The following is a 24,910-nucleotide window of genomic DNA, read 5'->3' as shown; positions in this document are numbered from 1 at the left end:
TCGGTTATTACAAAACTTTTTTAATCACTCTTAATTTATGGGTATGACTGTTCAATTCCTTATTGAAAATCCCGGAGGAATCAAGGGTGTCAATTCTTACCTTACCAGAGGCATGAATGATCTTCTGATTTTCTAACATAATTCCAACGTGAATAATTTTCCCTTCGGTATTTTCAAAGAATGCCAGGTCTCCGGGCTGACTTTCCTCAACAAAGGTTAAAGGCTCCCCCATCTCTGCCTGCTGATAGGTATCTCTCGGAAGCTTGATGTCGTGAACTTTATACACCAATTGTGTAAAGCCTGAACAATCTACCGCAAAAAAGCTTTTTCCTCCCCATAAGTAAGGAACATTAAGAAATTCTTTTGCCGTTAAAGCAATGCTTTCCCGAATATCATGACTTCTCCTTGAAGCCACAGCCGGAAATTCAACTTCTGATCCCATAGAAAGCAATGTTTTACCATCATTCATCAATACAGAGGAGAAATCTTCCGTAATCAGAGTAACTTTTCTCTTTTCAAGTTCTTCGTCTGATACCGGTTTTATCTGTTTAGTATCCATCCATCCTTCATAGCTATCATAATGCATTTTTATTTTGGTCCAGTTTTTATTCACTTCCAAAATATCAGCACTTTCACCAAACAATATTTCTGTTACAATCTCTGCTTTGTCCGAGTTTTCTGCCCGGACAGGAGCTACAGTAACAATACAGATTCCTTTATTCATCAACTTTCTTTATATATTAAATGACTAAGGATTTGAAAATTAAAAAATTTAAATTTCAAACCTCTCTATTTACTTCCTTCGAAGGAAATTAACCCCATCACGCAAAGGTAAAATAAGATTTTCAAAATCTTCATCTTTTGCAATCAAATCATTTAATTCTTTAATGACCTGGGTAGATCTTTGTTTTGGGTTTTCTTCCAATACTTTACCGTACCATAGAACATTATCAAACAATACTACTGATCCGGATTGGGTATGGGGTTTTATTAATCTGAAATATTCTGCATAATTATCCTTATCTGCATCGATAAAAACAAGATCAAAAATCTCATTTGTTTCTTTTAAGAAGTCTTTTGCATCCTGAAGTTTAAAATAGATCTGCTCCGAAAATGCACTTTCAGAAAAATACTTCCTTGGAAGGTAAGCCAGGTCTTCATTAACATCCAATGTTGTAATTTTTCCTTCTTTGGATAAGCCCGCAGCTAAACAAAGGGTGGCATATCCCGTAAAAGTTCCTATTTCAAGAATATTTACTGGCCGCAGCATCTGGGAAATAATCGTTAAAAGCCTTCCCTGCTGATAACCGGATATCATATGCGGCTGTGTTGTTTTCTGGAAAGTTTCTTTTCTTAATCTCTTCAGAATTTCAGGTTCGGAAGAAGCGTGGGTCTCCAGATACCTATCCATTTCCGGGTTCTTTTCTTCAAAAAAACTCATGTTATCGATTTTTGTTATTCAAATTTAATTAAATAAAAGAAAAAATGGTGGTATTGTGGATAAAAGATACAATTTAACCATGGGAAAATCACCCTGCTAAAATACCGTAAAAACACGGGTGTTTTAGCAGACTGGACATTAGTACCTTTGCTAAGCAGCAAACGCAAAAACATCATAAACATGGAAACAGAAGAAAGCCTAACTAAGAAAAAGAGAAAAGCTACAGGATCATTAGAGAATGTATCTTCTGAAAAAACTAAACGCAAATTATCCGATTCATTTATTAAGCGAATTATTTCATTATTGAAACAAGAAGAATTAGTTTGATTAAAATAATAAATCCCGAATTTCTCCGGGATTTATTTATGTTTATGTATTTCAAGTATTATTTCTTAGGAGCAATATCCATCAGTTTCATGAACTCATCAAGCTTAGGCATAATGATAATTTCAGTTCTTCTGTTTTCTGCTCTTCCTGAAACACTCATGTTCGTTGCTTTAGGATTGTATTCTGAACGACCTCCAGCTGTAATTCTTGAAGGATCTACACCAAACTGAGTTTGCAGCACCTTCGCAACCGCAGTTCCTCTCAATGCAGAAAGATCCCAGTTGTCTCTTGGTAAATTAGCAGAGCTCAAAGGAGCATTATCAGTATTCCCTTCAATAAGTACGGAATATTTATCGTAATCGTTGATCACTTTAGCTACTTTTCCTAGTACTTCCTGAGCTGCGGGCAGAATGTTATAATCTCCTGTTTTGTACAACATTTTATCTGAAAGGGAAATCATTACAACTCCTTTCAATACTTTTACCTGAACATCCTCATCGGTTACATTATCCAAAGATCTTTTCAGTTTATTTGACAATGCTAAATTCAGACTGTCATTTTTAGCATTATTAGAAATCAATTGTTTGATGTATGAGTTTGAAGCATTAATCTCACCTACCAGTTTATCAATATTTGCAGAGCTTTTTCCTGTATTGGATAAGCATGCATCTAAAGATGACTTCAGAGCATCATGCTGGCTTTTTAGTAAACTATTTTCACCGGATAATGCGGAGTTTTGAGATTTCAGATCCTGAATCTCTCTTTGTCTTTCGCCAATATTTTCAATGCACTGTTTGTAGTTCGAACTTAGTGCATCATACTGTTTTTTGCTGACACAAGATGTCATTCCCAACGCCATCGCAGAAACTGCTAAAATTTTTAATATCTTCATAAATAATCTTTTTTAGACGGATCAAAGTTAGAAAATTCAATTGAATTATATGAATTATCTTTGCACAAATGAAATTCTCAACAGTTATGTTGAAAAAATTAAGTATTAAAGAACAGCTGCAAAATCTGGTTAACTCACCCGAAAAACACAATTATCTTTTAGCGGTAAGCGGAGGTGCAGATTCCATGGTTTTAGCTTTTTTATTCAGTAATCTGGGTCTTAATTTTCAGATTGCACATATCAATTACAAACTTCGGGGTAAGGACTCTGATTCGGATCAGAAAGTTGTTCAGGATTTTTGTCAGGCCAATGACATCAGATTTCATTTATATGAGGTTTCGGAAGAAGATCAACAACCTGAAAATTCCATTCAGCTTTGGGCCAGGGAACTCCGGTATCAATTTTTTAAAAAGGTACAAGAGGCCGAAAAGCTGGAATACCTGGTAACCGCACATCACCTGAATGATCAACTAGAAACATTCATCATTAATCTGTCAAAAGCAGCAGGGATTAACGGATTGAGCGGCATTCCTGCTAATGAGAACAAAATCCTGCGCCCTCTTTTAGGTTATTCCAAAGAAGAGATTTATAGTTTTGCAAAAGAAAACAATATTGAATACAGAGAAGATGCGTCTAATAAAAAAAAACGATTACTTAAGAAACAAAATCAGAAATGAAATTGTCCCGAAACTTCTTGAAACTAATGATCATTTTTTAGAAAATTTTAAAAAAAGCTCTTCCTACCTGAATCAGGCAAAAGATTTTATACAAAAACAAATAGAAGAAGTAGAAAATAGTATTTCTACATTTAACCTGGAAAAGAGAATCCTATCAAAGCAAAAGCTGGCTAAAGAAAGTGATTTTATAAAGTTCGAGATTTTAAAAAAATACGGATTCAACAAAGAAGAAGAAATCAGGAAAATTTTCACCGCCTCTACAGGAAGTTCTTTTTTTTTCTAATGATTATCAACTGATGGTTAATCGGGATGAACTTATCATAATCAATAAGGTTGATAAAAAAGAGGAAGAACAGATAATTTTAATTGAAAAGTTTGATTTCAATAAAGTTTCAGTTGATATCAATCTTGCCACATTCATTACAGACAGTAGTGAGCATAGCAAGAGTTTCCAATGGTCTTTTGATGCAGAACAGCTTCAATTCCCATTAATTTTAAGGAAAAAAGAGGAAGGTGATTTATTTTATCCATTACTCTTTTCGGGAAAAAAGAAAGTTTCCAAGTTTTTTAAGGATGAAAAATTATCTATTTTAGCGAAGCAAAAAATTTGGGTATTGGCGGACGACAATAAAAACGTCTTAGGCATTATTCCTTACAGACAAGACAGAAGATTTGTGTGTACAGAAAAAACAAAGCATACCCTAAACCTTTTTAATGAAAAGTAAAAAATGAAAAGTAAATTTAAAGCATGGCTGTTATTAGCTTTGGTATTCTTATTTTCAGGACTCAATGCACAGATCAAAAATCCTGTAAAATTCAAGTTCACGATCAATGATCTGGGAAATAATCAATACGAGGCAGTTCTTAATGCAACGATGGAAAGTGGTTGGCATATTTACTCGAGAGATATTCCTGAAGATACAGGGATTCCCACAGAATATAAAGTTTCGGGAAAAAATATTGAACTGATTGGAAAATTTCAGGAGGTTGGAAAGAAGCATGAAGAATTCTCTGAAGCTTTTGGCGGAACGATTGTTTTCTATTCAAACTCGGCAGGCTTTAAACAAAAATTCAAACTTAAAGACCCTACAAAACCCGCAGATGTTACCTCTGAGATCACTTATCAAACGTGTGATGACAGGGTATGTCTGGCTCCCAATACATTAGAATTCAATCAAAAGGTCACTCCAAAAGGAGCGACTGAAGAAGCAACCCCTGAAGCTGTTGCAGAAACAGTTAAAGATTCTGCAAAAACGACTGTAACCGCTGTAGAAAATCCGTCTAAAGACGAAATTGTCGTATCCCAGGTTTCGCATCTGGATCCTAAAAAATTGAAAATAGAAACAATAGATTTTAAAAAGCCTTTAACGGATTGTGGTACTAAGTCTTCAAAAGTTGATGAAAACTACTGGACGTATTTATTTTTAGGATTTATCGGTGGATTAATAGCCTTATTAACCCCTTGTGTTTTTCCAATGATCCCTCTAACGGTATCATTCTTTACTAAAGGAAATAAAAATAAAGCTAAAGGAAAAAGAGATGCTCTTATCTATGGTTTTTTCATCCTGCTTATATTTGTATTGTTAAGTGTTCCGTTCCATTTAATTAATGGAATTGCAGGAAATATCTTTAATGAAATTTCAACAAGTGTTTGGCTTAATATAGCGTTCTTTATCATATTTATTTTCTTTGCCGGAAGCTTCTTCGGATACTATGATATTACACTACCAAGCGCTATTGCTAATAAATCATCTAAGGCTGAAGAGGCAGGAGGTATCATTGGAATCTTCTTTATGGCTCTTACACTGGTGATTGTTTCCTTCTCATGTACCGGACCTATTTTAGGAAGTTTATTAGGGAGTGCTGTTACCGGATCTACCAATGTACCGATGTTGCTAACTTTTGCATTGGCTGGTTTTGGTTTGGCCTGGGCAATTATTTTCGGACTTTTAGCATTATTTCCTCAAGCTTTGCAGAGCCTTCCTAAATCAGGAGGATGGATGAATACAGTAAAAGTAGTGCTAGGTTTCGTGGAACTTGCATTGGCTTTAAAATTCCTATCAAAAGCAGATCTTGTTTCTAAAACATTTTTATTAAAAAGAGAATTATTTATTGTTATCTGGATCATCATTACAATTGGTCTTGCTTTATATTTATTTGGACTGATCAGATTCCCTCATGATGATAAAAAACCCAAAATATCCATCACCAGAAAGATATTGGGAGTATTGGGAATTGGATTTGTTATCTATCTAATCCAGGGATTAATCCCTTCTGAGCGTCCAAAACTTCAGTTACTGAGTGGTATCCTTCCTCCGCTTAACGTTAGCTATTTCCATAATGAAAAGGACGGAATTCTGGGAATGCATCCGGAACATGACTTTTTCAGCGCTGTAGAATTAGCCAAAAAAGAAAATAAGCCCATTTTGATTGACTTCACAGGATATGGTTGTGAAAACTGTAGAAAAATGGAAGAGTTTGTCTGGAGCGAACCCGACATTTTACCCATCCTTCAAAACGATGTCATTCTTGCTTCTCTGTATGTTGACGACAAAGAAGAACTTCCGGAAGATCAGAAAACCAAAATTGATCTGGGAGACGGTCAAATTAAAAAAGTAAAAACAATCGGAGACAGATGGAGTTTATTCCAGCAGGTTAATTTCAATAACAATTCGCAACCCCATTACGTTTTGGTAACTCCGGGCGGAAAGGTAATCAATACTCCTGTATCAGGTTATATGCCGAAAGAGGAGTTTAAAAAATTCCTGGAATGCGGAGTAAATTACTACAAACAGAATAAATAGTTTACCAATTAAAATATTACAGCCCTGTCAATTAAATTGACAGGGCTTTTTACACTTATTAGAAAAATGTCTACACTTACTTATTGAAATAAATAAACCCAATAATTTTTATTTATTTTTAGAATAAAAGTATACATGAAAAATCTATTTTATCTTTTATTTTTCACTTTAAATTTTCTTTCTTTAAGCGCCCAGGCACCTTCCATAGTATGGCAGAAGACTTTTGGCGGTACGGGTAGAGAAGAGTTTTTTGATATCCAGGCAACCAATGATGGTGGATACATCACTATTGGGGATACTACCTCTTCAAATGGCGACGTAACTACAAACCATGGAAGCACAGACCTTTGGATTGTAAAAGTAAACAGTAGCGGTACCATCCAATGGCAAAAAACGTATGGCGGAAGCAATATAGACAGAGGATTTAAGATTCAGCAGACCACTGACGGCGGATATATTACCATTGGATCTACAAGTTCTACGGATGGGGATATTATGGGAAATCATGGAGGATATGATTTATGGATACTTAAACTTGATAACTCCGGCAATATTGTATGGCAAAAAACACTGGGTGGTAGTGCTGATGAAGATGGAGTTGATATCCAGCAGACAAATGAAGGAGGATATATTGCTATAGGATCTACCTACTCTACAGATGGTGATATTACAAGTAATCACGGACAAAGGGATATGTGGATCATCAAATTAGACAGTTCCGGAAATATACAATGGCAAAACACGTATGGTTTTCTTTATCAAGACGATGGAAATCAGATCAGGCAAACTCCGGATGGAAGTTATGTCGTTATCGGAAGTTACAACTTTTCTTCAACCGACACTTCGGATTTCTGGATTCTGAAATTAGACCCATTAGGAGTTGTTATCTGGGAGAAAACATATGGCGGAACATCAAGGGAAAACCCGTACGATATACAAAACACCAGTGATAACGGATATATACTTGTAGGCTACACTCAATCCAGTGATGGAGATATAACAGGAAATCACGGTCAGGGTGAAGTATGGATGCTGAAACTCAACTCGTCAGGTGACCTGCAATGGCAGAAAACATTTGGAGGAACGTCTTCTGATTATGGAGAAGCCATCCAACGGACCTTGGATGGCGGATATATCATTGCCGGAAACGCCCAATCAACCAATGGAGATGTGACGGGTAATCATGGAAGCAGTGACTTCTGGATTATTAAGACTGACTCTTCCGGAAATATCATGTGGCAAAAATCGTTGGGAGGCACCAGTAATGAAATGGGCAGAGGTATTATAGAGATTGCTGACGGGACCTATATTGTAGTTGGCGGAACCTATTCTACCGACGGGGATATCACCATTAATAAAGGGCTTAACGATGGCTGGATGGTAAAAATCCAAACTGAACAGCTAAGTACCGCAGAAAATAATATTAAAAACAATATTTCCTTGTATCCTAATCCTGCAAAAGATCTTATTTATCTGGATAACCTGCCTACGGGAACTACTGTACAGATAACAGATATGTCGGGAAGAAAATTACTAAGTCAAAAATATGATAATAAAAAAAGCTCTATTAATACCTCTCAATTAACCAATGGCATTTATATTATCCACGCTGAGCATAAGGGAAAAAATATTTTATCTGAGAAATTGATCATAGAGAAATAATACACAACCTCTTAATTAATCATAAAACATTAGTAAAATCAAAAACGCTAAGGTTTCTTTATGCTAAACATTTAATAAATTTTAAAAAATTGTGAGATTTTGAAAATTAGGTACAAACTTTGTATGGATTCCTTCAGATAAAGAACAATAATTCAATCTTTGTCAAATAACCGTTTAACATTTAAAAATTGTACTTATGGCTGAAGTTATCGCACAAGAAAAATCAGGAGGAAAACAACGGAAAAAATTAATCCGCGTGGACATGACTCCAATGGTAGACTTAGGTTTTTTATTAATTACCTTTTTCATGTTTACAACCAATTTTACAAAACCCAATGTAATGGATCTGGGATTACCGGCAAAAAGCCCAACTCCGCCAAAAAATGTAGTTGACAACAAAAACCAGGTTACATTTATTATCGGAAAGGATAATAGGATATTTTATCATCAAGAGGCAAAGGAGATTTAAACACCAGCAATCTCAAGGAAACCGATTATAATGGGGTTAATATTTCAAAAATCATTTCGAAGGCTTACAATGACGCACCTATAAAAGATAATTTCACAATTATCATTGAACCTACAGATGATTCTAATTATAAAAATTTTGTAGATATGCTGGACAACATTGCTATCTCTAAAAAGGAACGTTATGGAATCACCGACATGAAGCCTTGGGAAAAGAAAGTTTATGAAGAATTAATAAAATAAAACATAAAGGGCATTATAATAATGCTCTTTTTTATTTACTTTTGAGAATACAATTTTTATTCTTCGATGAAAAATATACTAATGATCGCGGCAATTACAGCCCTACTTTTTTCTTGTTCAAAAAAAGAAACACAATCAACCCCAAGCCAAACAGACAGCGTCAAAATTATCGATTCTATTAATGCTGCCCGTACAAAAATAAATGACAGCATTAGAAGTAAAAACCATTTCAAAAACTTTAGCGGAGATCATAAATTCACGCATAATCTCATCAAAAAAGCAGGCTCTGTCAATTTCAAAAAAACAGAAGGTGAAAAGGATCATTATAAAGTTCTTGGAGATATAAAATCAGGGAAAGATTATGTACATATTGAAGGCTATATGAAAGTTGTTTCCGACAAGCATATGAATTTCACAGGAAGTATTTCGCAAAGCATCTCTGAAAACGAAAACGGGAAAATAGATATAAGAAAGGGTACAAAAACTTTCTTATCTAAAGACGGCGGAAAAACCTGGAGGCTTCAGGATATGGTAAACGGCTCAGGATTTGTAGACTATATCGATATTCACTTTTAATTCTGAACACATGCTGAATTTTGAAAAAACAGGAAACGGAAAGGAAATTTTAGTACTACTCCACGGCTTCATGGAAAATCTTTCTATCTGGAGTGATATGGAGCCGCACTTATCTAAAAATTTCACCCTTTTAAAAATAGATCTCCCTGGTCACGGAAAATCAGAAATTTTGGCTGACGTTCATACGATGGAGCTTATGGCTGATGAAGTAAAAAAGGTTCTAAACGATCAAAAGCTTGAAAAAGTTCACCTGTTAGGACATTCTATGGGAGGCTATACTTCATTGGCATTTGCTGAAAAATATCCCGAATCAATAAAAAGTCTTACCTTATTTTTTTCCACCTACTTTCCGGATGATGATGAAAAGAAAAAAACAACGTATAAAAAGCTACAGAATTATTCAGGAAGCATTTCCTAATTATGCAAAGGCCGGAATTCCTAATTTATTCAACCCTAACGAAAGAGATATCCTTGAAGGCAAAATAGAAACAGCTCTGGAAATTGCACTGTCTACCAATAATATGGGAGCATTAGCCTGCGTAAAAGGAATGGTAGAACGAACGGACAAAAAACATGTTCTGGAAAATCTTGAGGCTAAAATATTAGTCCTCTCAGGAAAGCATGATAATGCAGTAAAAACAGAAACAACCATCAATAACCTTCCGGACAGGACGAATATAAAATCATACATTCTGGATTGCGGACATAACGGACATTGGGAAAAACCAGGCATTTGTGCAGAGATCATTAATACTGAACTTCTTCATAATATGCCGAAAAACTTAGTTTTATAAACATTTAGGCTTTTTGTTTTCCAACACGAGCCATATTATTACTAAATACAGTCAAGCTATTTTATCCTCAATAAGCCCAATTAAGGTTCTGAAATTTCTTGTATATTAGTGAAGATTAATTTTCTCAATGAGCTTATTCTCCTTCAACAAAAAGAAACCTGTAATCGGCTTGACACTTTCCGGTGGAGGCATGCGTGGAATTGCCCATATCGCTGTTTTAAAAGCGTTGGAAGAATTCAATCTTAAACCCGATATTATTTCAGGAACCAGCGCCGGTTCTATTGTTGGCGCTTTTTATTCTTTTGGAAAAACCCCCGATGAGATGATGGACATTGTAAAAAGCACCACTTTTTTTTTCCAGGTCTTATTTAAAACTTTCCAAAAATGGCATTTTCAGCTCAAATTTTATTTTAAAACTATTTACAGATCACTTTCCTGAGGATGATTTTAAAATCCTGAAAATCCCTGTTTATGTGGCTGCAACAGAAATGACCCATGGCATTGTAAGCTTCTTTTCAGAAGGACCCCTTTTCCAACCTCTTTTAGCATCTTCAAGCGTTCCTTTTATACTTCCACCCGTAAGGATTGGAGAAAAAATATATGTAGATGGTGGCGTTTTAGACAACTTACCCATAGAACCAATCATTCATAAATGCGATTTCCTGATTGCATCACATGTGAATTCGATCAGTTATGATGAACTTAAAAAAATGAGTCTGCTAAAGGAATTTGATAGAATTCTCCATTTAGCCATTGCAAAATCGGTTTATTCTAAAGTGAATTCATGTAAGATCTTTCTTGATCCTCCTAAAATGACCAAGTTCAGCTTATTTAACAAAAAATATATGGATGAAATGTTTCAGCAGGTGTATGAATATACATGTGCAGAACTGGAAGACAAGGGATACAGAAAATTAAAAATAGACATTTGAGGCAAGGTTAAGGCTATTTGTTCAATTTGTATTTCCCTTCTTCTATTTAATTTTACAAATTCTCTTCAGCCACTCTGTTTTTAAATATTTCAAGGGTATCCGGTAAAGAATCATTTGATTTACCTCCTGCTGCGTTGATATGCCCTCCTCCATTGAAATACTTCCTTGAAAACTTATTAACATCAACATCATCTTTACTTCTGAAAGAAATTTTGATAAAATCTTCATACAGGTCTTCCATGAAAAATGCAGACATCTTCACTCCGATAATACTCAATCCATAATTAACAAAACCTTCAGTATCTCCTTTTTGGAAGCCATATTCCTGAAGTTCTTTTCTTGTTAAGTATAAAACAGCTACTGTACCCTCATTTACCACTTCTATTCTTCCTAGTATCAGAGCTAAAAGATGCAGACGGGAAACGGTATTGGTATCCCACGTATTAGATGTAATAACGGAAGGATCAGCTCCTTTTTCAATGAGGTTAGCAATAATACGGTGTGTCGTAGCGCTTGTTGAGCGGAAACGAAACCCTCCTGTATCAGTCATGATCCCGGTATAAAGACACTCTGCAATATCTTTATTAACCAAATCCTCATCCTCCATTGCTTCAATAAAATGATAGATCATCTGGGAAGTTGCAGGGATAATGGTATCTGAATATACATAGTCAAACTCTTCAGGTTGCTGATGGTGATCAATGAGAATTTTTTTTGCGGTAGCTTTTACCAGCCAGTCTCCAAGAATGCCAATTCGTGAAGGTGAATTGAAGTCTAGGCAAAAAATAACATCTGCATCACTAATAAGATCAAATGCAACCTTTCTTTTATATTCAGCAACGATATTCTTTCTGGCTTCAGGCATCCATTTCAAAAATTTAGGAAAATCATTAGGCACAACCACTTCTGCCATTATACCTTTTGCGTGCAAATAATGTTTTAATCCTAAACTGGAACCAATAGCATCTCCATCCGGATTATAATGGGTAAGGATAACTATTTTATTTTCAGTCGTAAGAAGATTCTTTATTTCTAAAAGTTCAGTAGGTGTAAACATCATTATGTTCTTTAAATTTGAGTCTCCAAAGATAGAGCTTTTAAATAAATGAGACATACATTAATTTAAATAAGCTGAGGGGCCCTATTTATAGTGAACTTTTCTAATATCACCTTCAGAAACGCTTAAATTAATTTCAAAAAAAAAACAATATAAATTTGTAACTTCTAAAAAAATATTTATCTTTGCAACCTGAAAAATAAATAGATAATTACGATTTAAATATATAGTAATGAGTAAAAGAACATTCCAGCCATCAGAAAGAAAAAGAAGAAACAAACACGGTTTCAGAGAAAGAATGTCAACGCCAAACGGTAGAAGAGTTTTGGCTGCAAGAAGAGCTAAAGGCAGAAAGAGTTTAACGATAAGTGCATCTCGCGCTAAGAGATAATCTCGAAATTATCATATACAAATCATGCTTGAAAAGAAGTTTTTCAGGCATTTTTTGTTGTTAAAATTTACTAAAATTTAGGTTCTTTAAGTTTCTTTTTTCTATTTTTAAAATCTGAAAAGATTTTTTTTAGAAATCGCCCTCTTAAAATTAAATTATGCCACATACAAATATCTCAGGAGACAGCATTATAAGTTTACAGCATGCAAAGATTGCTCAAAAAAAACTTTACTGTTCTTTCTGACGTTAATCTCAATATTAAAAAAGGAAGATTTTGCTATCTTATCGGAAAAACAGGATCAGGAAAAAGCTCACTTTTAAAGACATTGTACGGGCATATTCCATTGGCATCAGGACACGGAGATGTAGTAGGTTTTGATCTTGCTAAAATGAGAACCTCTGACATCCCTAACCTGAGAAGAAAATTAGGAATTGTTTTCCAGGACTTTCAGTTACTTTCAGACAGAACAGTGGAAAAGAATTTAAAATTTGTTCTTGAGGCTACAGGATGGAGTGATAAAATCAAAATGGAAGACCGTATCAACGAAGTTCTTGGAAGCGTGAACATGAAGAGCAAAAAGCATAAAATGCCACATGAACTTTCAGGAGGAGAGCAACAACGTATAGCTATTGCAAGAGCTTTATTAAATCATCCGGATCTTATTCTTGCGGATGAACCTACCGGAAACCTTGATCCGGAAACGTCTAATGAAATCATGACTTTACTTAAGCAGGTTGCTTTAGAAAACGGAGCTGCAGTAGTGATGGCTACTCACGATTATCATATGATCCAAAACTTCCCTGGTGAAGCGATCAGATGTGAAGATGGAAAGGTATCCGTACTTGATACTACGGAATTATTCGAATAATTTTCATTTACTAAAAACATGAAACTCTTTAGTGAGTTCTAAATATTGGTCCGAGTATTTTCTCGGACTTTTTTCTATCACCAATTCAGAGTCTTCAACCTCACCTTCCCTTAAGGAAAATTCCAATATCAGTCTTTTAACTTTTGAATGTTCAATTCCTTTGATCTGAATTCTTCTGAACAAAAACAAATGATATTCTTTTGCAAGACCAATAAAATCCACTCCCACCTCAACAGGAATGATCACCGAAAAAACACCCTTTTCAGACAACAACGACGGAATTCTGGAGATTAGTTCTCTGAAATTCAACTCAATTGTCTGCCTGGCAATTTTATCTTTACCGGAATCAGACTCTTCAAAATACGGAGGATTGGAAACAATAAGATCAAATGTATCTTTTGATTCAAAAGTTTTAAAATCCTGATGAATATTTTTCAATCTTTCACTGAAAACCGAATTCCGGAAATTCTTCCGGGTTAATTCAACAGCACTAATCTGAATATCCAACCCTAAAAACACAGCATTAAGATTCCTTTGAGCAAGCATTAAAGATATCAAGCCTGTACCGGTTCCTACCTCAAGAACTTTGGCTGCCCGATCGACACTAGCTAAAGCACCTAACAAAACACCATCAGTCCCTACACGAAAAACATCCGGGGATTGCTGAATATCAAACTGCTTAAACTTAAAAGGTTTCACTATAGATTGGTCGGTAGTGTTATAGTAAATGTAGAACCTTTATCAACTTCTGATTTTACAGAAATTTCACCTTTATAATCTTCCACCATTTTTCTTACCATGGAGAGCCCTAATCCCATCCCACTGTTTTTTGACGTAAAATTAGGTTCAAAAATCCTTTCATACATATTATCCGGAATACCTACTCCGTTATCCTGCACAGAGATCATTACTCTTCTTTGATGCTGCTCTATATCAACATTGATAATTAATTTTCTATCTTCGCTCTGAGCCTGCTTTGCATTGGTAACAAGGTTGGTAATAATCCTGGAAAGATAGATCCTGTCCATGTTGATCATGATATTTGCCTTGTTGGTATGAACGAAAACACTGTCATCACTGAAAACACGTAGAATATCAGCAACCTCTGCATTCAGGTTGATGGTCTCATTATTTTTTTCGGGAAGCTTCGCAAATTCTGAAAAAGCAGAGGCTACGGTAGCAATCAAATCGATCTGATCAACCATCGTTTTACTCATCATTTTCACCCTTTCCGTCACATTAGGATCCTGAGGATCAAACTTCCTTTCAAAATTCTGGATGGTAAGTTTCATCGGAGTCAAAGGATTCTTTACTTCATGGGCTACTTGTTTCGCCATTTCTCTCCACGCTTCCTCTGATGCTTTGAACCTAAGCCTTTCTTTTTGATCCTGAATCTGAAGTATCATTCTGTTATAAGCTCTTGCCAAAGCATTTAGCTCATCATTTTTATAATATCTGATAGGACGCATTTCATTCTCAAAAAGAGTAATACGCGTAATCATATCAGAGAATTTCGTAATATTTTTAGCCAAACTGTTTGAGGTTACCCAACTAATCCAGATACTGAATATAATAAGAAAGAAATCAACCAAAAGGATATATTTAACATATTGGTGAAGCACTTCCAGATAAGCGGATTCATTATGATACAAAGGAATATATACAATTCCTATAGGCTCCAGAACATTATTTTTTAGGATCATATAAGAGGATGTGAATACCGCATCCTTTGCCTGATCATATCCTTTAATATCCACTCTGGCATCAGTCGCCAGGATTCGATTAACAATATCTACGGGAATTGATTTTTGAGATACTAACCCCTGATCTCTGTTGGAAAGAAGATAATGTCCTTTCAAATCATAAATCACAATATCATGCTGATTGATATCTGCAATTTCAAAAATTTTATTTCCTAAAACCTGAGGGAGATCTTTAGTTTCGAGTACCGTACTGCTTACTTCATAATCCAGAAAGCGCATTACAGCACTGGTTTTCTCCTGCATGTCAATTTTGCTTTGTTGCAAAGAATGGTTTCTCAAAACAAAGTAAGGAACGAGGGATGAAGCAACAACACTTAAAAGACATACCAGCAAGAAACCGAAAAACACTCGATTCCTCAAGCTATATCCTTTGTACTTATTAATTGCCATTCTGTTTTTTAATTAACCTAGCAATATACTTACCAATTATGTCAAATTCAAGATTAACTTTATCACCTATTTTTAAATATTGCATATTCGTAAACTCCCAGGTATATGGAATAATCGCGACAGAAAATTGGAAATCCTCACTTTTAGCAACGGTAAGACTTATTCCATTCATAGTAATTGATCCCTGAGGTACTGTTACAAAATCACCGTCATTATCATATTTCACTGTAATGAAATAGCTCCCGTCTTTATTTTCGATTCCTACAACCTCACCTGTCTTGTCCACATGTCCCTGTACAATATGCCCATCCAGTCTGCCATCCATCTTCATACAACGTTCAAGATTTACCACTGTTCCCACTTCCCATTTACCAAGATTAGTCTTTTCCAGAGTCTCATTAATTGCTGTTACAACATATTGGTCATTCTTAATTTCCACAACCGTCAAACAACATCCGTTATGTGCAAGACTTTGATCTATTTTTAACTCATTGGTAAAAGGGCAGGTTAATGTAAAGTCGATATTACTTCCTTTTTCTTCAATTTTCTCAATAACTCCAACTGCTTCAATAATTCCTGTGAACATATTATTTTTTGCTAAATTTGTAAAATTATAATCTTCAAAGATAATCAAAATGAGTCCAAAAAACTATAAAGTACGAGTAGGAATTTCAATAGGTGATTTCAATGGCATCGGCCCTGAGATCATTATGAAGTCTTTGAAAGACAAAACGATCACAGATTTTTTCACTCCTGTAATCTTCGGATCCGGGAAATTATTTACCTATCAAAAGAATATTTTCAAACTGAATCTTAATTTCAATTATATCAATGAAGCCTCTCAGGCTCAGACGGGAAAACTGAATATGGTCAATCTTGCCAAGGAAAATTCTAATGTAGAGTTGGGAACTCCTACCGAAGAATCCACCCAAATGGCAATATCCTCTCTGGAGGCTGCTACAGAAGCTTTAATCAAAGGAGACATTGACGTACTTGTTACCGCGCCTATCAATAAGGATGAAATGATGAAACTAGGCTTTAAACATGCTGGACATACTGGATATTTTGAAGAAAAATTCAATAAAAAAGGCTTAATGTTTTTAGTAACGGATGATTTAAAAGTAGCCGTTTCTACGCATCATATTCCTTTAGCTAAGGTGGCCGAAAGTATTTCGAAAGAAAAAATCAAAAAACAGATCAAAGCCTTAAACCAAACTTTAATTGAAGATTTCTGTATTCAAAAACCAAAAATTGCCGTATTAGGACTGAATCCCCATTCCGGAGACGGAGGAGTAATTGGCAGCGAGGAAATAGAGATCATCGGACCAGCCATCAAAGAACTTTCAGACAATGGAGTTTTAGCTTTCGGACCATTTCCTGCGGACAGTTTTTTCCAACCCAATAAATATAAAAACTTCGATGCTGTTTTAGCAATGTACCATGATCAGGGCCTTGCTCCTTTCAAAACACTGGCTTATGAAGAAGGTGTAAATTATACTGCAGGACTACCTTTTATCAGAACTTCTCCCGACCATGGAGTCGCTTATGATATTGCAGGAAAAAATATCGCCGATGAACAGAGTTTTACAGAAGCTATTTTTACAGCTATTAAAATTTTTAAGAACAGAAGCGAATATAACGATCTCATGAGCAATAGGATGCAGCCAAGAAAAATGGCTGTAGATAATGGAATAGATGAAGATCTTCCTGATGAAAATGAAGCATAACTCTTCCAAACACATTTAAAATTAATTTGTTTGATATTTTATTTGTAATTATAAAAAAAAATGCATATTTTTGCACACTCATTTTATGGACAAGTTAAGAAACTATGACGTAAGCTTTTCCGGATTAAAAAACGGCAAGCATCAGTTCAAATTTGAGATAGACCAATCGTTCTTTCAATTATTTGACACTGAACAGGAATTTACAAATCCTAGAATAACAGTAGATGTTCTTTTGGAAAAGCATACTACTTTTTTAGAGTTTGAAATAAAAATTGATGGAACCGTAGAATTGGTTTGCGATATTACAAGCGCCGATTTTGACCATCAGATTGAAAATGAAATTAAAGTCCTGGTCAAGTTTGGAGAAGAATATGATGATAGTGACGAAAACGTTATTACTATTCCAAGCTCGGACCACGCTTTCAATGTAGCACAGTTGATTTACGAAAATGTAGTACTTTCCATACCTATGAAAAAAGTATCTCCTGACGTAAGTGATGAAGATTTAAAAATTTTGGACCAGTTCAGTCCTAAAGATATTGAAGAAAAGGAAGAGGAAGAACATGAGAGTGACCCAAGATGGGAAGCTTTAAAAAAAATTAAAAGATAAAAATTAAAATAATTTAAATATGATGAGATGATGAAAAAATCTCATCGCTCATCAAATTAAAAAAGTTATTACACAATGGCACATCCAAAGAGAAGACAGTCGTCCACAAGAAGAGATAAGAGAAGAACTCACTACAAAGCAGTAGTTCCTCAATTAGCGAAAGATGCAACTACAGGTGAACACCACCTTTATCACAGAGCTCACTGGCATGAAGGAAAACTTTACTATAGAGGTAAAGTAGTACTAGAGAAAACAGTGGAAACTACTGAAGAAAACTAAGAGGTAAATTTAAAAAAACCTCATTTTAATACAAAAATCGCCCAATTTCATCAAAATTGGGCGATTTTTTGTTGTTTTTTATGTTTTTTTGGTATCTTTGGCTCAAAATCAAATATCAAATTTATGGACATTAAAGACATACAAAATCTTATCAAGTTTGTATCTAAAGCCGAAGTTTCAGAGGTTAAATACAAGACTAAAGATTTCGAAATCACTATTAAAACTCCATTAGCAGGAAGCGAAGTAAACTATGCACAACCAGCAGTTTACCACACTGCTCCTCAGCAAGTAGCAGCTCCTGTACAAACTCCTGCTGCCACTACCCCAACTGAAAAAGTAGAAGCAGCTTCTGATGACAGCAAGTATTTAACTATTAAGTCTCCAATGATTGGTACTTTCTACAGAAAGCCATCTCCAGATAAAGACGTTTTTGTAAATGTAGGTGATGAAGTTTCCAACGGAAAAATCGTTTGTGTAATTGAAGCAATGAAATTATTCAATCAGATAGAATCTGAGATCAGCGGTAAAATCGTTAAGATATTGGTAGACGATGCTACTCCTGTAGAGTACGACCAACCTTTATTCCTAGTAGATCCATCTTAATTTAGAAGTTAGATGTTAGACATTGGATGTTAGATTAAATTCTACATTAAAATAACATTATCTAATTTTCAAATTATCTAATTTTCAAATTGAAGAAGATGTTCAAAAAAATATTAATAGCCAACCGTGGCGAGATTGCAATGCGTATTCTTCGTACTTGCAAAGAAATGGGGATCAAAACCGTTGCAGTTTACTCTACTGCAGATAAAGACAGTCTTCACGTAAGATTTGCCGATGAAGCAGTTTGTATTGGTCCTGCAATGAGCAAAGACTCATACCTTAAAATTCCAAATATCATTGCTGCTGCAGAGATTACTAATGCAGATGCAATTCACCCTGGTTATGGATTCCTATCTGAAAATGCAAATTTTTCTAGAATCTGTCAGAAAAATGGGATTAAGTTTATTGGTGCTTCCCCAGAACAAATTGAGAAAATGGGTGACAAAGCGAACGCCAAAGCAACCATGAAGGCTGCAGGTGTGCCATGTGTTCCAGGTTCTGACGGTCTTATTGAATCATATGAGCATGCAGTGAAAGTTGCTGAAGAGATAGGATATCCTGTAATGATCAAAGCAACTGCCGGTGGAGGTGGAAAAGGAATGAGAGCTGTCTGGAAAGCAGAAGATCTTAAGGAGCATTGGGATTCTGCCATTCAGGAGGCTGTAGCTGCTTTTGGAAACGGAGGTATGTACATGGAAAAATTAATTGAAGAGCCTAGACATATTGAAATTCAGGTTGCAGGAGATCAATATGGTAAAGCCTGTCACCTTTCTGAAAGAGACTGTTCTGTACAAAGAAGAAATCAAAAATTGACAGAAGAAACTCCTTCTCCGTTTATGACCGATGAACTTCGTGAGAAAATGGGAGCAGCAGCAGTAAAAGCAGCTGAATTCATTGGTTACGAAGGTGTGGGAACAATCGAATTCCTGGTGGACAAACACAGAAATTTCTATTTCATGGAAATGAACACAAGGATCCAGGTAGAACACCCTATTACCGAGCAGGTAATTGATTATGATTTGATCAGGGAACAGATCCTGTTAGCTGCAGGAACTCCAATATCAGGAATCAATTATTACCCGAAATTACATTCAATTGAATGTAGAATTAATGCTGAGGATCCATATGCTGACTTCAGACCTTCTCCAGGAAAAATAACAGGATTAAATATCCCTGGGGGACATGGAATAAGAGTAGACACTCATGTTTACTCAGGATATACGATCCCTTCTAATTACGACTCTATGATTGCAAAGCTAATTACTACGGCTCAAACCCGTGAAGAAGCAATTGCTAAAATGAGACGTGCATTGGAAGAGTTTTATATTGAAGGAGTAAAAACAACGATTCCTTTCCACAGACAATTAATGGATGACGAAAATTATCTTGCAGGAAACTACACTACAAAGTTCATGGAAGACTTTGTAATGGATAGAAAATATGATAATCATTAAGATTATTTAATATAAAAAACAGAAACTGCCTCAAATCGGGGCAGTTTTTTGTTTGAGTTACTTTCATTTTTACATTACAAAATGATTTGTCATGACTTTTATCAGACCTCATTATTTCCCATTTTTTTGATTTAATGTTATTTTTGTCGCGATAAAAAAATTATGATGAAACAAATCTTATTCTGCATAAGCACCTCGCTTATTCTTTTTATGTCATCCTGCTCTAGTGATGAAGTTATTGAAACGACCCCCGAAACTTCAAATGAAAATCCGATATCACTTGAAGATAGTAAGGAATTTGGTTACTACAATGCTTTAGGATATGGTTATAATGTTACTGGCGAATATGCAAATTCTAACTCTACGGGTTTTAAAGTTCTTGATATTGATAAATTTAAAACAGAGCAAAGCGCAAGATTAGTTGATGAAAATACATTGACGCAGGAATATTCTGATGAATATGGTGAAGATGCTGCAGCTTTTTCAAAAGTGATTTCAAGAAAAGTGAGCGCAACTGATCAAATGCTATTATATGGAAAGACGATATCAAGTCCTTTCAAATCTGCTCTAATTAATAATCACAGTTATTTCGATCCGAAATTTATTTATGGAAGCTACAATATTTTAATTAAGCAAAAAAGATTCAGAATCAACGCAACAACAGATTTACTTACGAGTTATGTAACCCAAAATTTCCTGAAGGATCTACAAATAAAAACACCGGAACAAATAGTACACGATTACGGCACACACGTTACGGTGGATATTTATACAGGAGCTAAATTAGATATCTTTTTCCAGGCGCAAACAACAAATCATGATCGTAGCAAAGCGGCCAGAGCAGGTATAGCAATTGCGGTAAATGGTTTAAAATCAATCACATCCAATGATATTGACGTACAGGAAGCCTCTAAAAATTATTCTAAAAAACTATACTATAAAACAAGGGGAGGTGAACTTTCAAAACGTTTTGCTAATATCTTAAACATAGATCAAAGCATCCCAAAAATCAATATATCAGATTGGCAAAGTACTTCTACGAAAGATAATTCTGTACTAGTTGATTTTGGACCTCATGGTTTGGTAATACTATATGATTTCATAAAAGATCCAATAAAGAAATCTCAAATGAAATCATACATTGATCAATATCTTGCTACCAATCAAGTGCTTTTAGCCAAGTAATATATCATCACTTCTATTTTATAATATTCCGCTTTGTAAAAGGCGGATTTTTATTTATAAAATATGGGGAGAGTTCAGAAACTACCCCCTTCCTGAAATTCAAAATTAAAAATAAACATATCACTGATCAATCCAACATTATAATTATTAACTTTGTACAAAACCAAAAGAATATGTCAACAGTAGAAACAGAAAAAAATTCACAGTATTTTATCGACCTTGAAGACAAGCATGGAGCACATAATTACCATCCTCTTCCCGTAGTTTTAGACCGAGGAGAAGGTGTATTTGTATGGGATGTAGAAGGCAGGAAATATTATGATTTTCTTTCAGCTTATTCTGCCGTAAACCAGGGCCACTCCCATCCAAAAATCGTAGATGCCTTAGTAAATCAGGCTAAAAAGCTTGCCCTTACCTCAAGAGCTTTTTACAATTCAAAATTAGGAGAGTACGAAAAGAAGATTACTACTTTATTTGGTTTTGATAAAGTGTTACCCATGAACTCTGGTGCTGAAGCAGTAGAAACAGCAGTGAAACTTGCCAGAAAATGGAGTTATGAAGTTAAAGGTATTTCAGAAAATGCAGCGAAAATAATTGTTTGCGAAAATAATTTCCATGGTAGAACAACTACTATTGTTTCATTTTCTAACGATCCGGATGCGAATCAAAATTATGGGCCTTTTACCCCGGGTTTTATTAAAATCGCATATAATGATCTTTCAGCTCTGGAAGAAGTATTAAACAATGAAGCAGAAAATATTGCCGCATTTTTAGTTGAACCCATTCAGGGTGAAGCCGGAGTGTATGTTCCGGATGAGGGCTTTCTTAAAGGAGCTTCTGAGCTGTGTAAAAAACATAATGTTCTTTTTATTGCGGACGAAGTACAGACGGGTATTGCAAGAACCGGGAAATTGATTGCCTGTTACCATGAAAATGTGCAGCCAGATATCCTGATTTTAGGGAAAGCACTTTCCGGAGGAATGTATCCTGTATCTGCTGTTCTTGCTAACAATGAAATCATGAACGTTATTAAACCCGGACAGCACGGTTCAACATTTGGAGGAAATCCAATAGCCTGTGCAGTAGCCGTAGCAGCTTTAGATGTTGTAGCAGATGAGAACTTATCTGAAAGAGCCGAACAATTAGGACAGCTTTTCAGAAATGAGATTCAAAAATTAATTGAAAAATCTGACCTTATTACTAAAGTACGAGGTAAAGGATTGTTAAATGCGATTCTAATCAATGATACTCCTGACAGTTCTACAGCGTGGAACCTGTGTTTGAAATTAAAAGAAAACGGACTGCTTGCCAAGCCTACTCATGGAAATATCATCAGATTAGCACCACCTTTGGTCATTACAGAGGAGCAGTTACTTGATTGTATAGAAATCATTAAAAAAAACGATTCTCGAGTTTAAATAATGTCTCTTACTCTGGCTGTCATTACTTATAATGAAGAGCATAACATTGCAAGGCTTTTAGATTCCCTTTATAATATCGTCGATGAAATTATAATCGTCGATAGCTATTCAACTGATCGCACAAAAGAAATTGTTCTTCAACAATATCCCGAAGTCAAGTTTTTTGAAAAGAAATTTAACGGGTATGGTGAACAGAAAAACCATGCCCTTTCATTATGTTCTGGTGAATGGATTTTATTTCTGGACGCTGATGAAATCCCTGATACGGAACTAAGAAATTCTATCAGGCATGTAACGTCGTTAAATAATCCTGAATATCATATTTATAAGGCGAAATTTAATAACCACCTAGGGACTCATTTGATAAGGTATGGAGGCTGGGGAACTGTATCCCGAGAAAGATTGTTCAGGAAGGATTCGGCAAAATATTCAGATGATAAAGTACATGAATATCTAATCTCTGATAAAAAAGCAGGAAATCTCGATGGCAAGCTAGATCACTATACCTACAGAAGTATACATTGCCATGTATCAAAAATCAATAAATATTCTGATATGATGGCCGAGAAAATGTTTGAAAAAGGAAAAAGAATCAAGCGTTTTAAGGTTATCGTAAGCCCTGTTTTCGAATTTATAAAAGTTTTTATCTTTAAATTGGGCTTCCTGGATGGGTTTGCCGGATATTATATCGCTAAAACCATGTCTTATTATACATTTCTCAAGTACATTAAACTTCGTGAAAAAATAAAATTAGAAGAACTTGAAAAAAAAATACCACAAGAAAGCCGTATGATGTTATCCCTAATTATTATATCTGTTATATTGGTATTCTTAGTGATACATTTCAGACTCTATCTCATTTTCTTCACTGAAAACAGATTGATTATCCTCATGTACCACCAGATAGGAGAAAAAAGTACAGATGACCTCATGGTAAGCCTTGATAATCTTGAGCGTCAGTTTAAATATCTGAAAGACAAAAATTACACTTCTAAATTCTTTTCGGAAATCAACATTCCGACTAGGAATAGCATTATATTAACCTTCGATGATGGTTATAAAAATAATTTCGACTATCTCCCTTCCCTATTGGAAAAATACAACTTAAAAGCTGTTATATTTATTCCTACAAAATTTATTCAGGAGGGATACAAAGATTATCCCATGATGACTTTTGAAGATATCAGAAATCTTGATCCGAATTATTTTGAGATTGCCTTGCATACTCATGCTCATGAAAATCTGAGAACATTAACACCAGAAGAAACCGAAAAGGATCTTGAAACAAATATGCAAATTCTCAGTGACCATCATATTAGGTATAAAAAGGTCCTTGCTTATCCTTATGGGAAATACCCCAAGAAAGGTGAGGATAAGAAAAAGCTTTTTTTTACCTTAAAAAAGTTGGGAATTGATTTTGCCGTAAGAATTGGAAACAGAGTAAATTACTATCCATCTAAGAAATATGAGCTATGTAGAATAGATATAAAAGGGGATGACTCCATAGAAAAATTCAAATTAAAACTTATCTTTGGAAAATTAAAACTGTTTTAGAAGACCTAACTTTAATGGTTTTCAAACATCTAAATGGTTATGATAAATATAAGCGGCTTAATCATAACATATAACGAGGAAAAAAATATACAGGAAGTCCTTGAATGTTTTGATTTTTGTGATGAGATTATAATTGTAGATTCTTTTAGCACCGATAAAACCTTAGATATTGCTAAAGCTAATCCCAATGTAAAAATCATCCAAAATAAATTTGAAGATTTTACTAAACAAAGAAATATAGCTCTGGATCAGGCTAAAAATGATTGGGTCCTATTTCTGGATGGTGATGAAAGAATTACCCCGGATCTTAAAGCTGAAATAATTAATGAACTCGAAAAACCGGACAAAAAAGATGCTTATTATTTTTACAGAAAATTCTTCTTTGCAGGGAAACCTATTCATTATTCAGGAACCCAGACTGACAAGAACTTCAGATTGTTCAGAAAGTCAAAGGCAAGATATATTTCAGAAAAAAAAGTACATGAAACATTAGAAGTTTCCGGAACAATTGGAGAATTGAAGAATAAACTACTTCATTTTTCCGTTTCAGATTATGAGTCTTATAAAAATAAAATGATTCATTATGGAATTCTGAAAGGACAGGAACTATCAAATAAAGGAAAAAAATTTAATCTAATAACACAATATTCCAAAACAGCGTTCAAGTTTTTCAAGGCATACATTTTGCGGTTAGGAATATTAGATGGAAAAGAAGGTTATCAGCTTTCATATTTGCAGGCGTTAAGCACTTATGAAACGTATGAATCATTAAAAAAGGAACAAAAATAGTT

The 24,910-nt window shown here is 34.8% G+C and carries 25 protein-coding genes and 4 pseudogenes; 22 read left to right on the top strand and 7 right to left on the bottom strand.

All coding sequences use genetic code 11. The features are described 5' to 3' along the window. Positions 1 to 7: 7 nt before the first annotated feature. Both ACJ5H0_RS21560 and ACJ5H0_RS21555 read right to left on the bottom strand, forming a co-directional pair. Positions 8 to 724 (bottom strand): C40 family peptidase, encoded by a 717-nt coding sequence (locus tag ACJ5H0_RS21560; protein WP_411251983.1) that lies wholly within the window; start codon positions 722 to 724, stop codon positions 8 to 10. A gap of 69 nt (positions 725 to 793) precedes the next feature. Continuing rightward, positions 794 to 1,441 (bottom strand): O-methyltransferase, encoded by a 648-nt coding sequence (locus ACJ5H0_RS21555; protein WP_411251982.1) that lies wholly within the window; start codon positions 1,439 to 1,441, stop codon positions 794 to 796. Positions 1,442 to 1,621: 180 nt separating this feature from the next. On the opposite strand from ACJ5H0_RS21555, the gene ACJ5H0_RS21550 reads away from it, so the two are divergent. After that, entirely contained in the window at positions 1,622 to 1,768 is a 147-nt protein-coding gene (locus ACJ5H0_RS21550; protein ID WP_172280819.1) for a hypothetical protein, read from the top strand. A gap of 58 nt (positions 1,769 to 1,826) precedes the next feature. Here ACJ5H0_RS21550 and ACJ5H0_RS21545 read toward each other — a convergent pair whose 3' ends face one another. After that, positions 1,827 to 2,660, bottom strand: coding sequence for an OmpA family protein (locus ACJ5H0_RS21545; RefSeq protein ID WP_172280821.1), 834 nt, complete (start codon positions 2,658 to 2,660; stop codon positions 1,827 to 1,829). A gap of 86 nt (positions 2,661 to 2,746) precedes the next feature. On the opposite strand from ACJ5H0_RS21545, the gene tilS reads away from it, so the two are divergent. From tilS to ACJ5H0_RS21495, 10 genes and pseudogenes are all read left to right on the top strand, one after another. Then, positions 2,747 to 3,337, top strand: coding sequence for a tRNA lysidine(34) synthetase TilS (gene tilS, locus ACJ5H0_RS21540; protein ID WP_411251981.1), 591 nt, complete (start codon positions 2,747 to 2,749; stop codon positions 3,335 to 3,337). Next, positions 3,288 to 3,620, top strand: a complete 333-nt coding sequence (locus ACJ5H0_RS21535; RefSeq protein WP_411251980.1) for a hypothetical protein — start codon at positions 3,288 to 3,290, stop codon at positions 3,618 to 3,620. The genes tilS and ACJ5H0_RS21535 overlap by 50 nt, the downstream gene beginning before the upstream one ends. A gap of 13 nt (positions 3,621 to 3,633) precedes the next feature. Then, a complete protein-coding gene (locus tag ACJ5H0_RS21530) occupies positions 3,634 to 4,062 on the top strand; it encodes a tRNA lysidine(34) synthetase TilS C-terminal domain-containing protein (RefSeq protein WP_411251979.1) in 429 nt (142 codons plus the stop codon). A 3-nt stretch (positions 4,063 to 4,065) separates the two neighbouring features. After that, complete coding sequence (locus tag ACJ5H0_RS21525; RefSeq protein WP_345991723.1) at positions 4,066 to 6,141, top strand: protein-disulfide reductase DsbD family protein; 2,076 nt, start codon at positions 4,066 to 4,068, stop codon at positions 6,139 to 6,141. Positions 6,142 to 6,276: 135 nt separating this feature from the next. Beyond that, positions 6,277 to 7,803, top strand: a complete 1,527-nt coding sequence (locus tag ACJ5H0_RS21520; protein WP_411251978.1) for a T9SS type A sorting domain-containing protein — start codon at positions 6,277 to 6,279, stop codon at positions 7,801 to 7,803. Positions 7,804 to 7,999: 196 nt separating this feature from the next. Continuing rightward, positions 8,000 to 8,514: pseudogene (locus tag ACJ5H0_RS21515) on the top strand (biopolymer transporter ExbD). 66 nt (positions 8,515 to 8,580) lie between these two features. After that, the gene (locus ACJ5H0_RS21510) at positions 8,581 to 9,090 is read left to right on the top strand and encodes a hypothetical protein (RefSeq protein WP_411251977.1); all 510 of its coding nucleotides are present in this window, start codon (positions 8,581 to 8,583) and stop codon (positions 9,088 to 9,090) included. A gap of 10 nt (positions 9,091 to 9,100) precedes the next feature. Beyond that, a pseudogene (locus tag ACJ5H0_RS21505) lies at positions 9,101 to 9,884 on the top strand (alpha/beta fold hydrolase). Positions 9,885 to 10,011: 127 nt separating this feature from the next. Next, positions 10,012 to 10,323: a patatin-like phospholipase family protein gene (locus ACJ5H0_RS21500; protein ID WP_411251976.1), complete on the top strand. Its 312-nt coding sequence runs from the start codon at positions 10,012 to 10,014 to the stop codon at positions 10,321 to 10,323. After that, on the top strand, positions 10,274 to 10,816 hold the full coding sequence (locus tag ACJ5H0_RS21495; RefSeq protein ID WP_411252074.1) for a patatin-like phospholipase family protein: 543 nt from the start codon (positions 10,274 to 10,276) through the stop codon (positions 10,814 to 10,816). Before ACJ5H0_RS21500 ends, ACJ5H0_RS21495 begins: the two co-directional genes overlap by 50 nt. 52 nt (positions 10,817 to 10,868) lie before the next feature. Here the strand turns inward: ACJ5H0_RS21495 and ACJ5H0_RS21490 are convergent, their stop codons facing one another. Next, positions 10,869 to 11,873, bottom strand: a complete 1,005-nt coding sequence (locus tag ACJ5H0_RS21490; RefSeq protein ID WP_411252073.1) for a DHH family phosphoesterase — start codon at positions 11,871 to 11,873, stop codon at positions 10,869 to 10,871. Between the two features lie 232 nt (positions 11,874 to 12,105). On the opposite strand from ACJ5H0_RS21490, the gene rpmH reads away from it, so the two are divergent. After that, positions 12,106 to 12,264: a 50S ribosomal protein L34 gene (gene rpmH, locus ACJ5H0_RS21485; protein ID WP_172280837.1), complete on the top strand. Its 159-nt coding sequence runs from the start codon at positions 12,106 to 12,108 to the stop codon at positions 12,262 to 12,264. Between the two features lie 157 nt (positions 12,265 to 12,421). After that, positions 12,422 to 13,133 (top strand): annotated as a pseudogene (locus ACJ5H0_RS21480) (cell division ATP-binding protein FtsE). A 3-nt stretch (positions 13,134 to 13,136) separates the two neighbouring features. Here the strand turns inward: ACJ5H0_RS21480 and ACJ5H0_RS21475 are convergent. From ACJ5H0_RS21475 to ACJ5H0_RS21465, 3 genes are read right to left on the bottom strand one after another with little or no spacing between them, the layout of a single operon-like run. Next, on the bottom strand, positions 13,137 to 13,832 hold the full coding sequence (locus ACJ5H0_RS21475; protein ID WP_411251975.1) for a tRNA1(Val) (adenine(37)-N6)-methyltransferase: 696 nt from the start codon (positions 13,830 to 13,832) through the stop codon (positions 13,137 to 13,139). Continuing rightward, the gene (locus ACJ5H0_RS21470; protein ID WP_172280843.1) at positions 13,832 to 15,286 is read right to left on the bottom strand and encodes a sensor histidine kinase; all 1,455 of its coding nucleotides are present in this window, start codon (positions 15,284 to 15,286) and stop codon (positions 13,832 to 13,834) included. The genes ACJ5H0_RS21475 and ACJ5H0_RS21470 overlap by 1 nt, the downstream gene beginning before the upstream one ends. Next, positions 15,276 to 15,872, bottom strand: coding sequence for a riboflavin synthase (locus ACJ5H0_RS21465; protein ID WP_273649719.1), 597 nt, complete (start codon positions 15,870 to 15,872; stop codon positions 15,276 to 15,278). The genes ACJ5H0_RS21470 and ACJ5H0_RS21465 overlap by 11 nt, the downstream gene beginning before the upstream one ends. A 49-nt stretch (positions 15,873 to 15,921) precedes the next feature. Between ACJ5H0_RS21465 and pdxA the strand changes: the two genes are divergently transcribed. The 9 genes and pseudogenes from pdxA to ACJ5H0_RS21420 all read left to right on the top strand — a co-directional run bounded on the left by pdxA (position 15,922) and on the right by ACJ5H0_RS21420 (position 24,908). Further along, positions 15,922 to 17,013 carry a 4-hydroxythreonine-4-phosphate dehydrogenase PdxA gene (gene pdxA, locus ACJ5H0_RS21460; protein WP_345991708.1) on the top strand — a complete coding sequence of 364 codons (1,092 nt, stop codon included), beginning with the start codon at positions 15,922 to 15,924 and terminating at the stop codon, positions 17,011 to 17,013. Positions 17,014 to 17,098: 85 nt separating this feature from the next. Continuing rightward, a complete protein-coding gene (locus ACJ5H0_RS21455) occupies positions 17,099 to 17,623 on the top strand; it encodes a YceD family protein (protein WP_411251974.1) in 525 nt (174 codons plus the stop codon). A gap of 75 nt (positions 17,624 to 17,698) precedes the next feature. After that, on the top strand, positions 17,699 to 17,902 hold the full coding sequence (rpmF, locus tag ACJ5H0_RS21450) for a 50S ribosomal protein L32 (RefSeq protein WP_172280851.1): 204 nt from the start codon (positions 17,699 to 17,701) through the stop codon (positions 17,900 to 17,902). A 123-nt stretch (positions 17,903 to 18,025) separates the two neighbouring features. Then, a complete protein-coding gene (gene accB, locus ACJ5H0_RS21445; protein WP_172280853.1) occupies positions 18,026 to 18,505 on the top strand; it encodes an acetyl-CoA carboxylase biotin carboxyl carrier protein in 480 nt (159 codons plus the stop codon). Between the two features lie 98 nt (positions 18,506 to 18,603). Further along, on the top strand, positions 18,604 to 19,959 hold the full coding sequence (gene accC / locus ACJ5H0_RS21440) for an acetyl-CoA carboxylase biotin carboxylase subunit (RefSeq protein ID WP_411251973.1): 1,356 nt from the start codon (positions 18,604 to 18,606) through the stop codon (positions 19,957 to 19,959). A gap of 162 nt (positions 19,960 to 20,121) precedes the next feature. Continuing rightward, positions 20,122 to 21,144 carry an MAC/perforin domain-containing protein gene (locus ACJ5H0_RS21435; protein ID WP_411251972.1) on the top strand — a complete coding sequence of 341 codons (1,023 nt, stop codon included), beginning with the start codon at positions 20,122 to 20,124 and terminating at the stop codon, positions 21,142 to 21,144. Between the two features lie 173 nt (positions 21,145 to 21,317). Then, positions 21,318 to 22,566, top strand: a pseudogene (rocD, locus tag ACJ5H0_RS21430) (ornithine--oxo-acid transaminase). Beyond that, a complete protein-coding gene (locus ACJ5H0_RS21425; protein ID WP_411251971.1) occupies positions 22,566 to 24,119 on the top strand; it encodes a glycosyltransferase in 1,554 nt (517 codons plus the stop codon). Before rocD ends, ACJ5H0_RS21425 begins: the two are co-directional and overlap by 1 nt. A gap of 39 nt (positions 24,120 to 24,158) precedes the next feature. Continuing rightward, on the top strand, positions 24,159 to 24,908 hold the full coding sequence (locus ACJ5H0_RS21420) for a glycosyltransferase family 2 protein (RefSeq protein ID WP_172280862.1): 750 nt from the start codon (positions 24,159 to 24,161) through the stop codon (positions 24,906 to 24,908). Positions 24,909 to 24,910 lie beyond the last annotated feature (2 nt).

The sequence above is a fragment of the Chryseobacterium proteolyticum genome, from assembly GCF_046591535.1.
GTDB lineage: Bacteria > Bacteroidota > Bacteroidia > Flavobacteriales > Weeksellaceae > Chryseobacterium > Chryseobacterium proteolyticum.
This window is presented reverse-complemented; position numbering and strand designations above follow the sequence as displayed.

Excerpts from the sequence above, each read along its gene's own strand:
- ACJ5H0_RS21560 (WP_411251983.1), bottom strand. The coding sequence starts at position 724 with ATGAATAAAGGAATCTGTATTGTTACTGTAGCTCCTGTCCGGGCAGAA.
- ACJ5H0_RS21555 (WP_411251982.1), bottom strand. The coding sequence starts at position 1,441 with ATGAGTTTTTTTGAAGAAAAGAACCCGGAAATGGATAGGTATCTGGAG.
- ACJ5H0_RS21550 (WP_172280819.1), top strand. The coding sequence starts at position 1,622 with ATGGAAACAGAAGAAAGCCTAACTAAGAAAAAGAGAAAAGCTACAGGA.
- ACJ5H0_RS21545 (WP_172280821.1), bottom strand. The coding sequence starts at position 2,660 with ATGAAGATATTAAAAATTTTAGCAGTTTCTGCGATGGCGTTGGGAATG.
- tilS (WP_411251981.1), top strand. The coding sequence starts at position 2,747 with ATGTTGAAAAAATTAAGTATTAAAGAACAGCTGCAAAATCTGGTTAAC.
- ACJ5H0_RS21535 (WP_411251980.1), top strand. The coding sequence starts at position 3,288 with ATGCGTCTAATAAAAAAAAACGATTACTTAAGAAACAAAATCAGAAAT.
- ACJ5H0_RS21530 (WP_411251979.1), top strand. The coding sequence starts at position 3,634 with ATGGTTAATCGGGATGAACTTATCATAATCAATAAGGTTGATAAAAAA.
- ACJ5H0_RS21525 (WP_345991723.1), top strand. The coding sequence starts at position 4,066 with ATGAAAAGTAAATTTAAAGCATGGCTGTTATTAGCTTTGGTATTCTTA.
- ACJ5H0_RS21520 (WP_411251978.1), top strand. The coding sequence starts at position 6,277 with ATGAAAAATCTATTTTATCTTTTATTTTTCACTTTAAATTTTCTTTCT.
- ACJ5H0_RS21510 (WP_411251977.1), top strand. The coding sequence starts at position 8,581 with ATGAAAAATATACTAATGATCGCGGCAATTACAGCCCTACTTTTTTCT.
- ACJ5H0_RS21500 (WP_411251976.1), top strand. The coding sequence starts at position 10,012 with ATGAGCTTATTCTCCTTCAACAAAAAGAAACCTGTAATCGGCTTGACA.
- ACJ5H0_RS21490 (WP_411252073.1), bottom strand. The coding sequence starts at position 11,873 with ATGTTTACACCTACTGAACTTTTAGAAATAAAGAATCTTCTTACGACT.
- rpmH (WP_172280837.1), top strand. The coding sequence starts at position 12,106 with ATGAGTAAAAGAACATTCCAGCCATCAGAAAGAAAAAGAAGAAACAAA.
- ACJ5H0_RS21470 (WP_172280843.1), bottom strand. The coding sequence starts at position 15,286 with ATGGCAATTAATAAGTACAAAGGATATAGCTTGAGGAATCGAGTGTTT.
- ACJ5H0_RS21465 (WP_273649719.1), bottom strand. The coding sequence starts at position 15,872 with ATGTTCACAGGAATTATTGAAGCAGTTGGAGTTATTGAGAAAATTGAA.
- pdxA (WP_345991708.1), top strand. The coding sequence starts at position 15,922 with ATGAGTCCAAAAAACTATAAAGTACGAGTAGGAATTTCAATAGGTGAT.
- ACJ5H0_RS21455 (WP_411251974.1), top strand. The coding sequence starts at position 17,099 with ATGGACAAGTTAAGAAACTATGACGTAAGCTTTTCCGGATTAAAAAAC.
- rpmF (WP_172280851.1), top strand. The coding sequence starts at position 17,699 with ATGGCACATCCAAAGAGAAGACAGTCGTCCACAAGAAGAGATAAGAGA.
- accB (WP_172280853.1), top strand. The coding sequence starts at position 18,026 with ATGGACATTAAAGACATACAAAATCTTATCAAGTTTGTATCTAAAGCC.
- accC (WP_411251973.1), top strand. The coding sequence starts at position 18,604 with ATGTTCAAAAAAATATTAATAGCCAACCGTGGCGAGATTGCAATGCGT.
- ACJ5H0_RS21435 (WP_411251972.1), top strand. The coding sequence starts at position 20,122 with ATGATGAAACAAATCTTATTCTGCATAAGCACCTCGCTTATTCTTTTT.
- ACJ5H0_RS21425 (WP_411251971.1), top strand. The coding sequence starts at position 22,566 with ATGTCTCTTACTCTGGCTGTCATTACTTATAATGAAGAGCATAACATT.
- ACJ5H0_RS21420 (WP_172280862.1), top strand. The coding sequence starts at position 24,159 with ATGATAAATATAAGCGGCTTAATCATAACATATAACGAGGAAAAAAAT.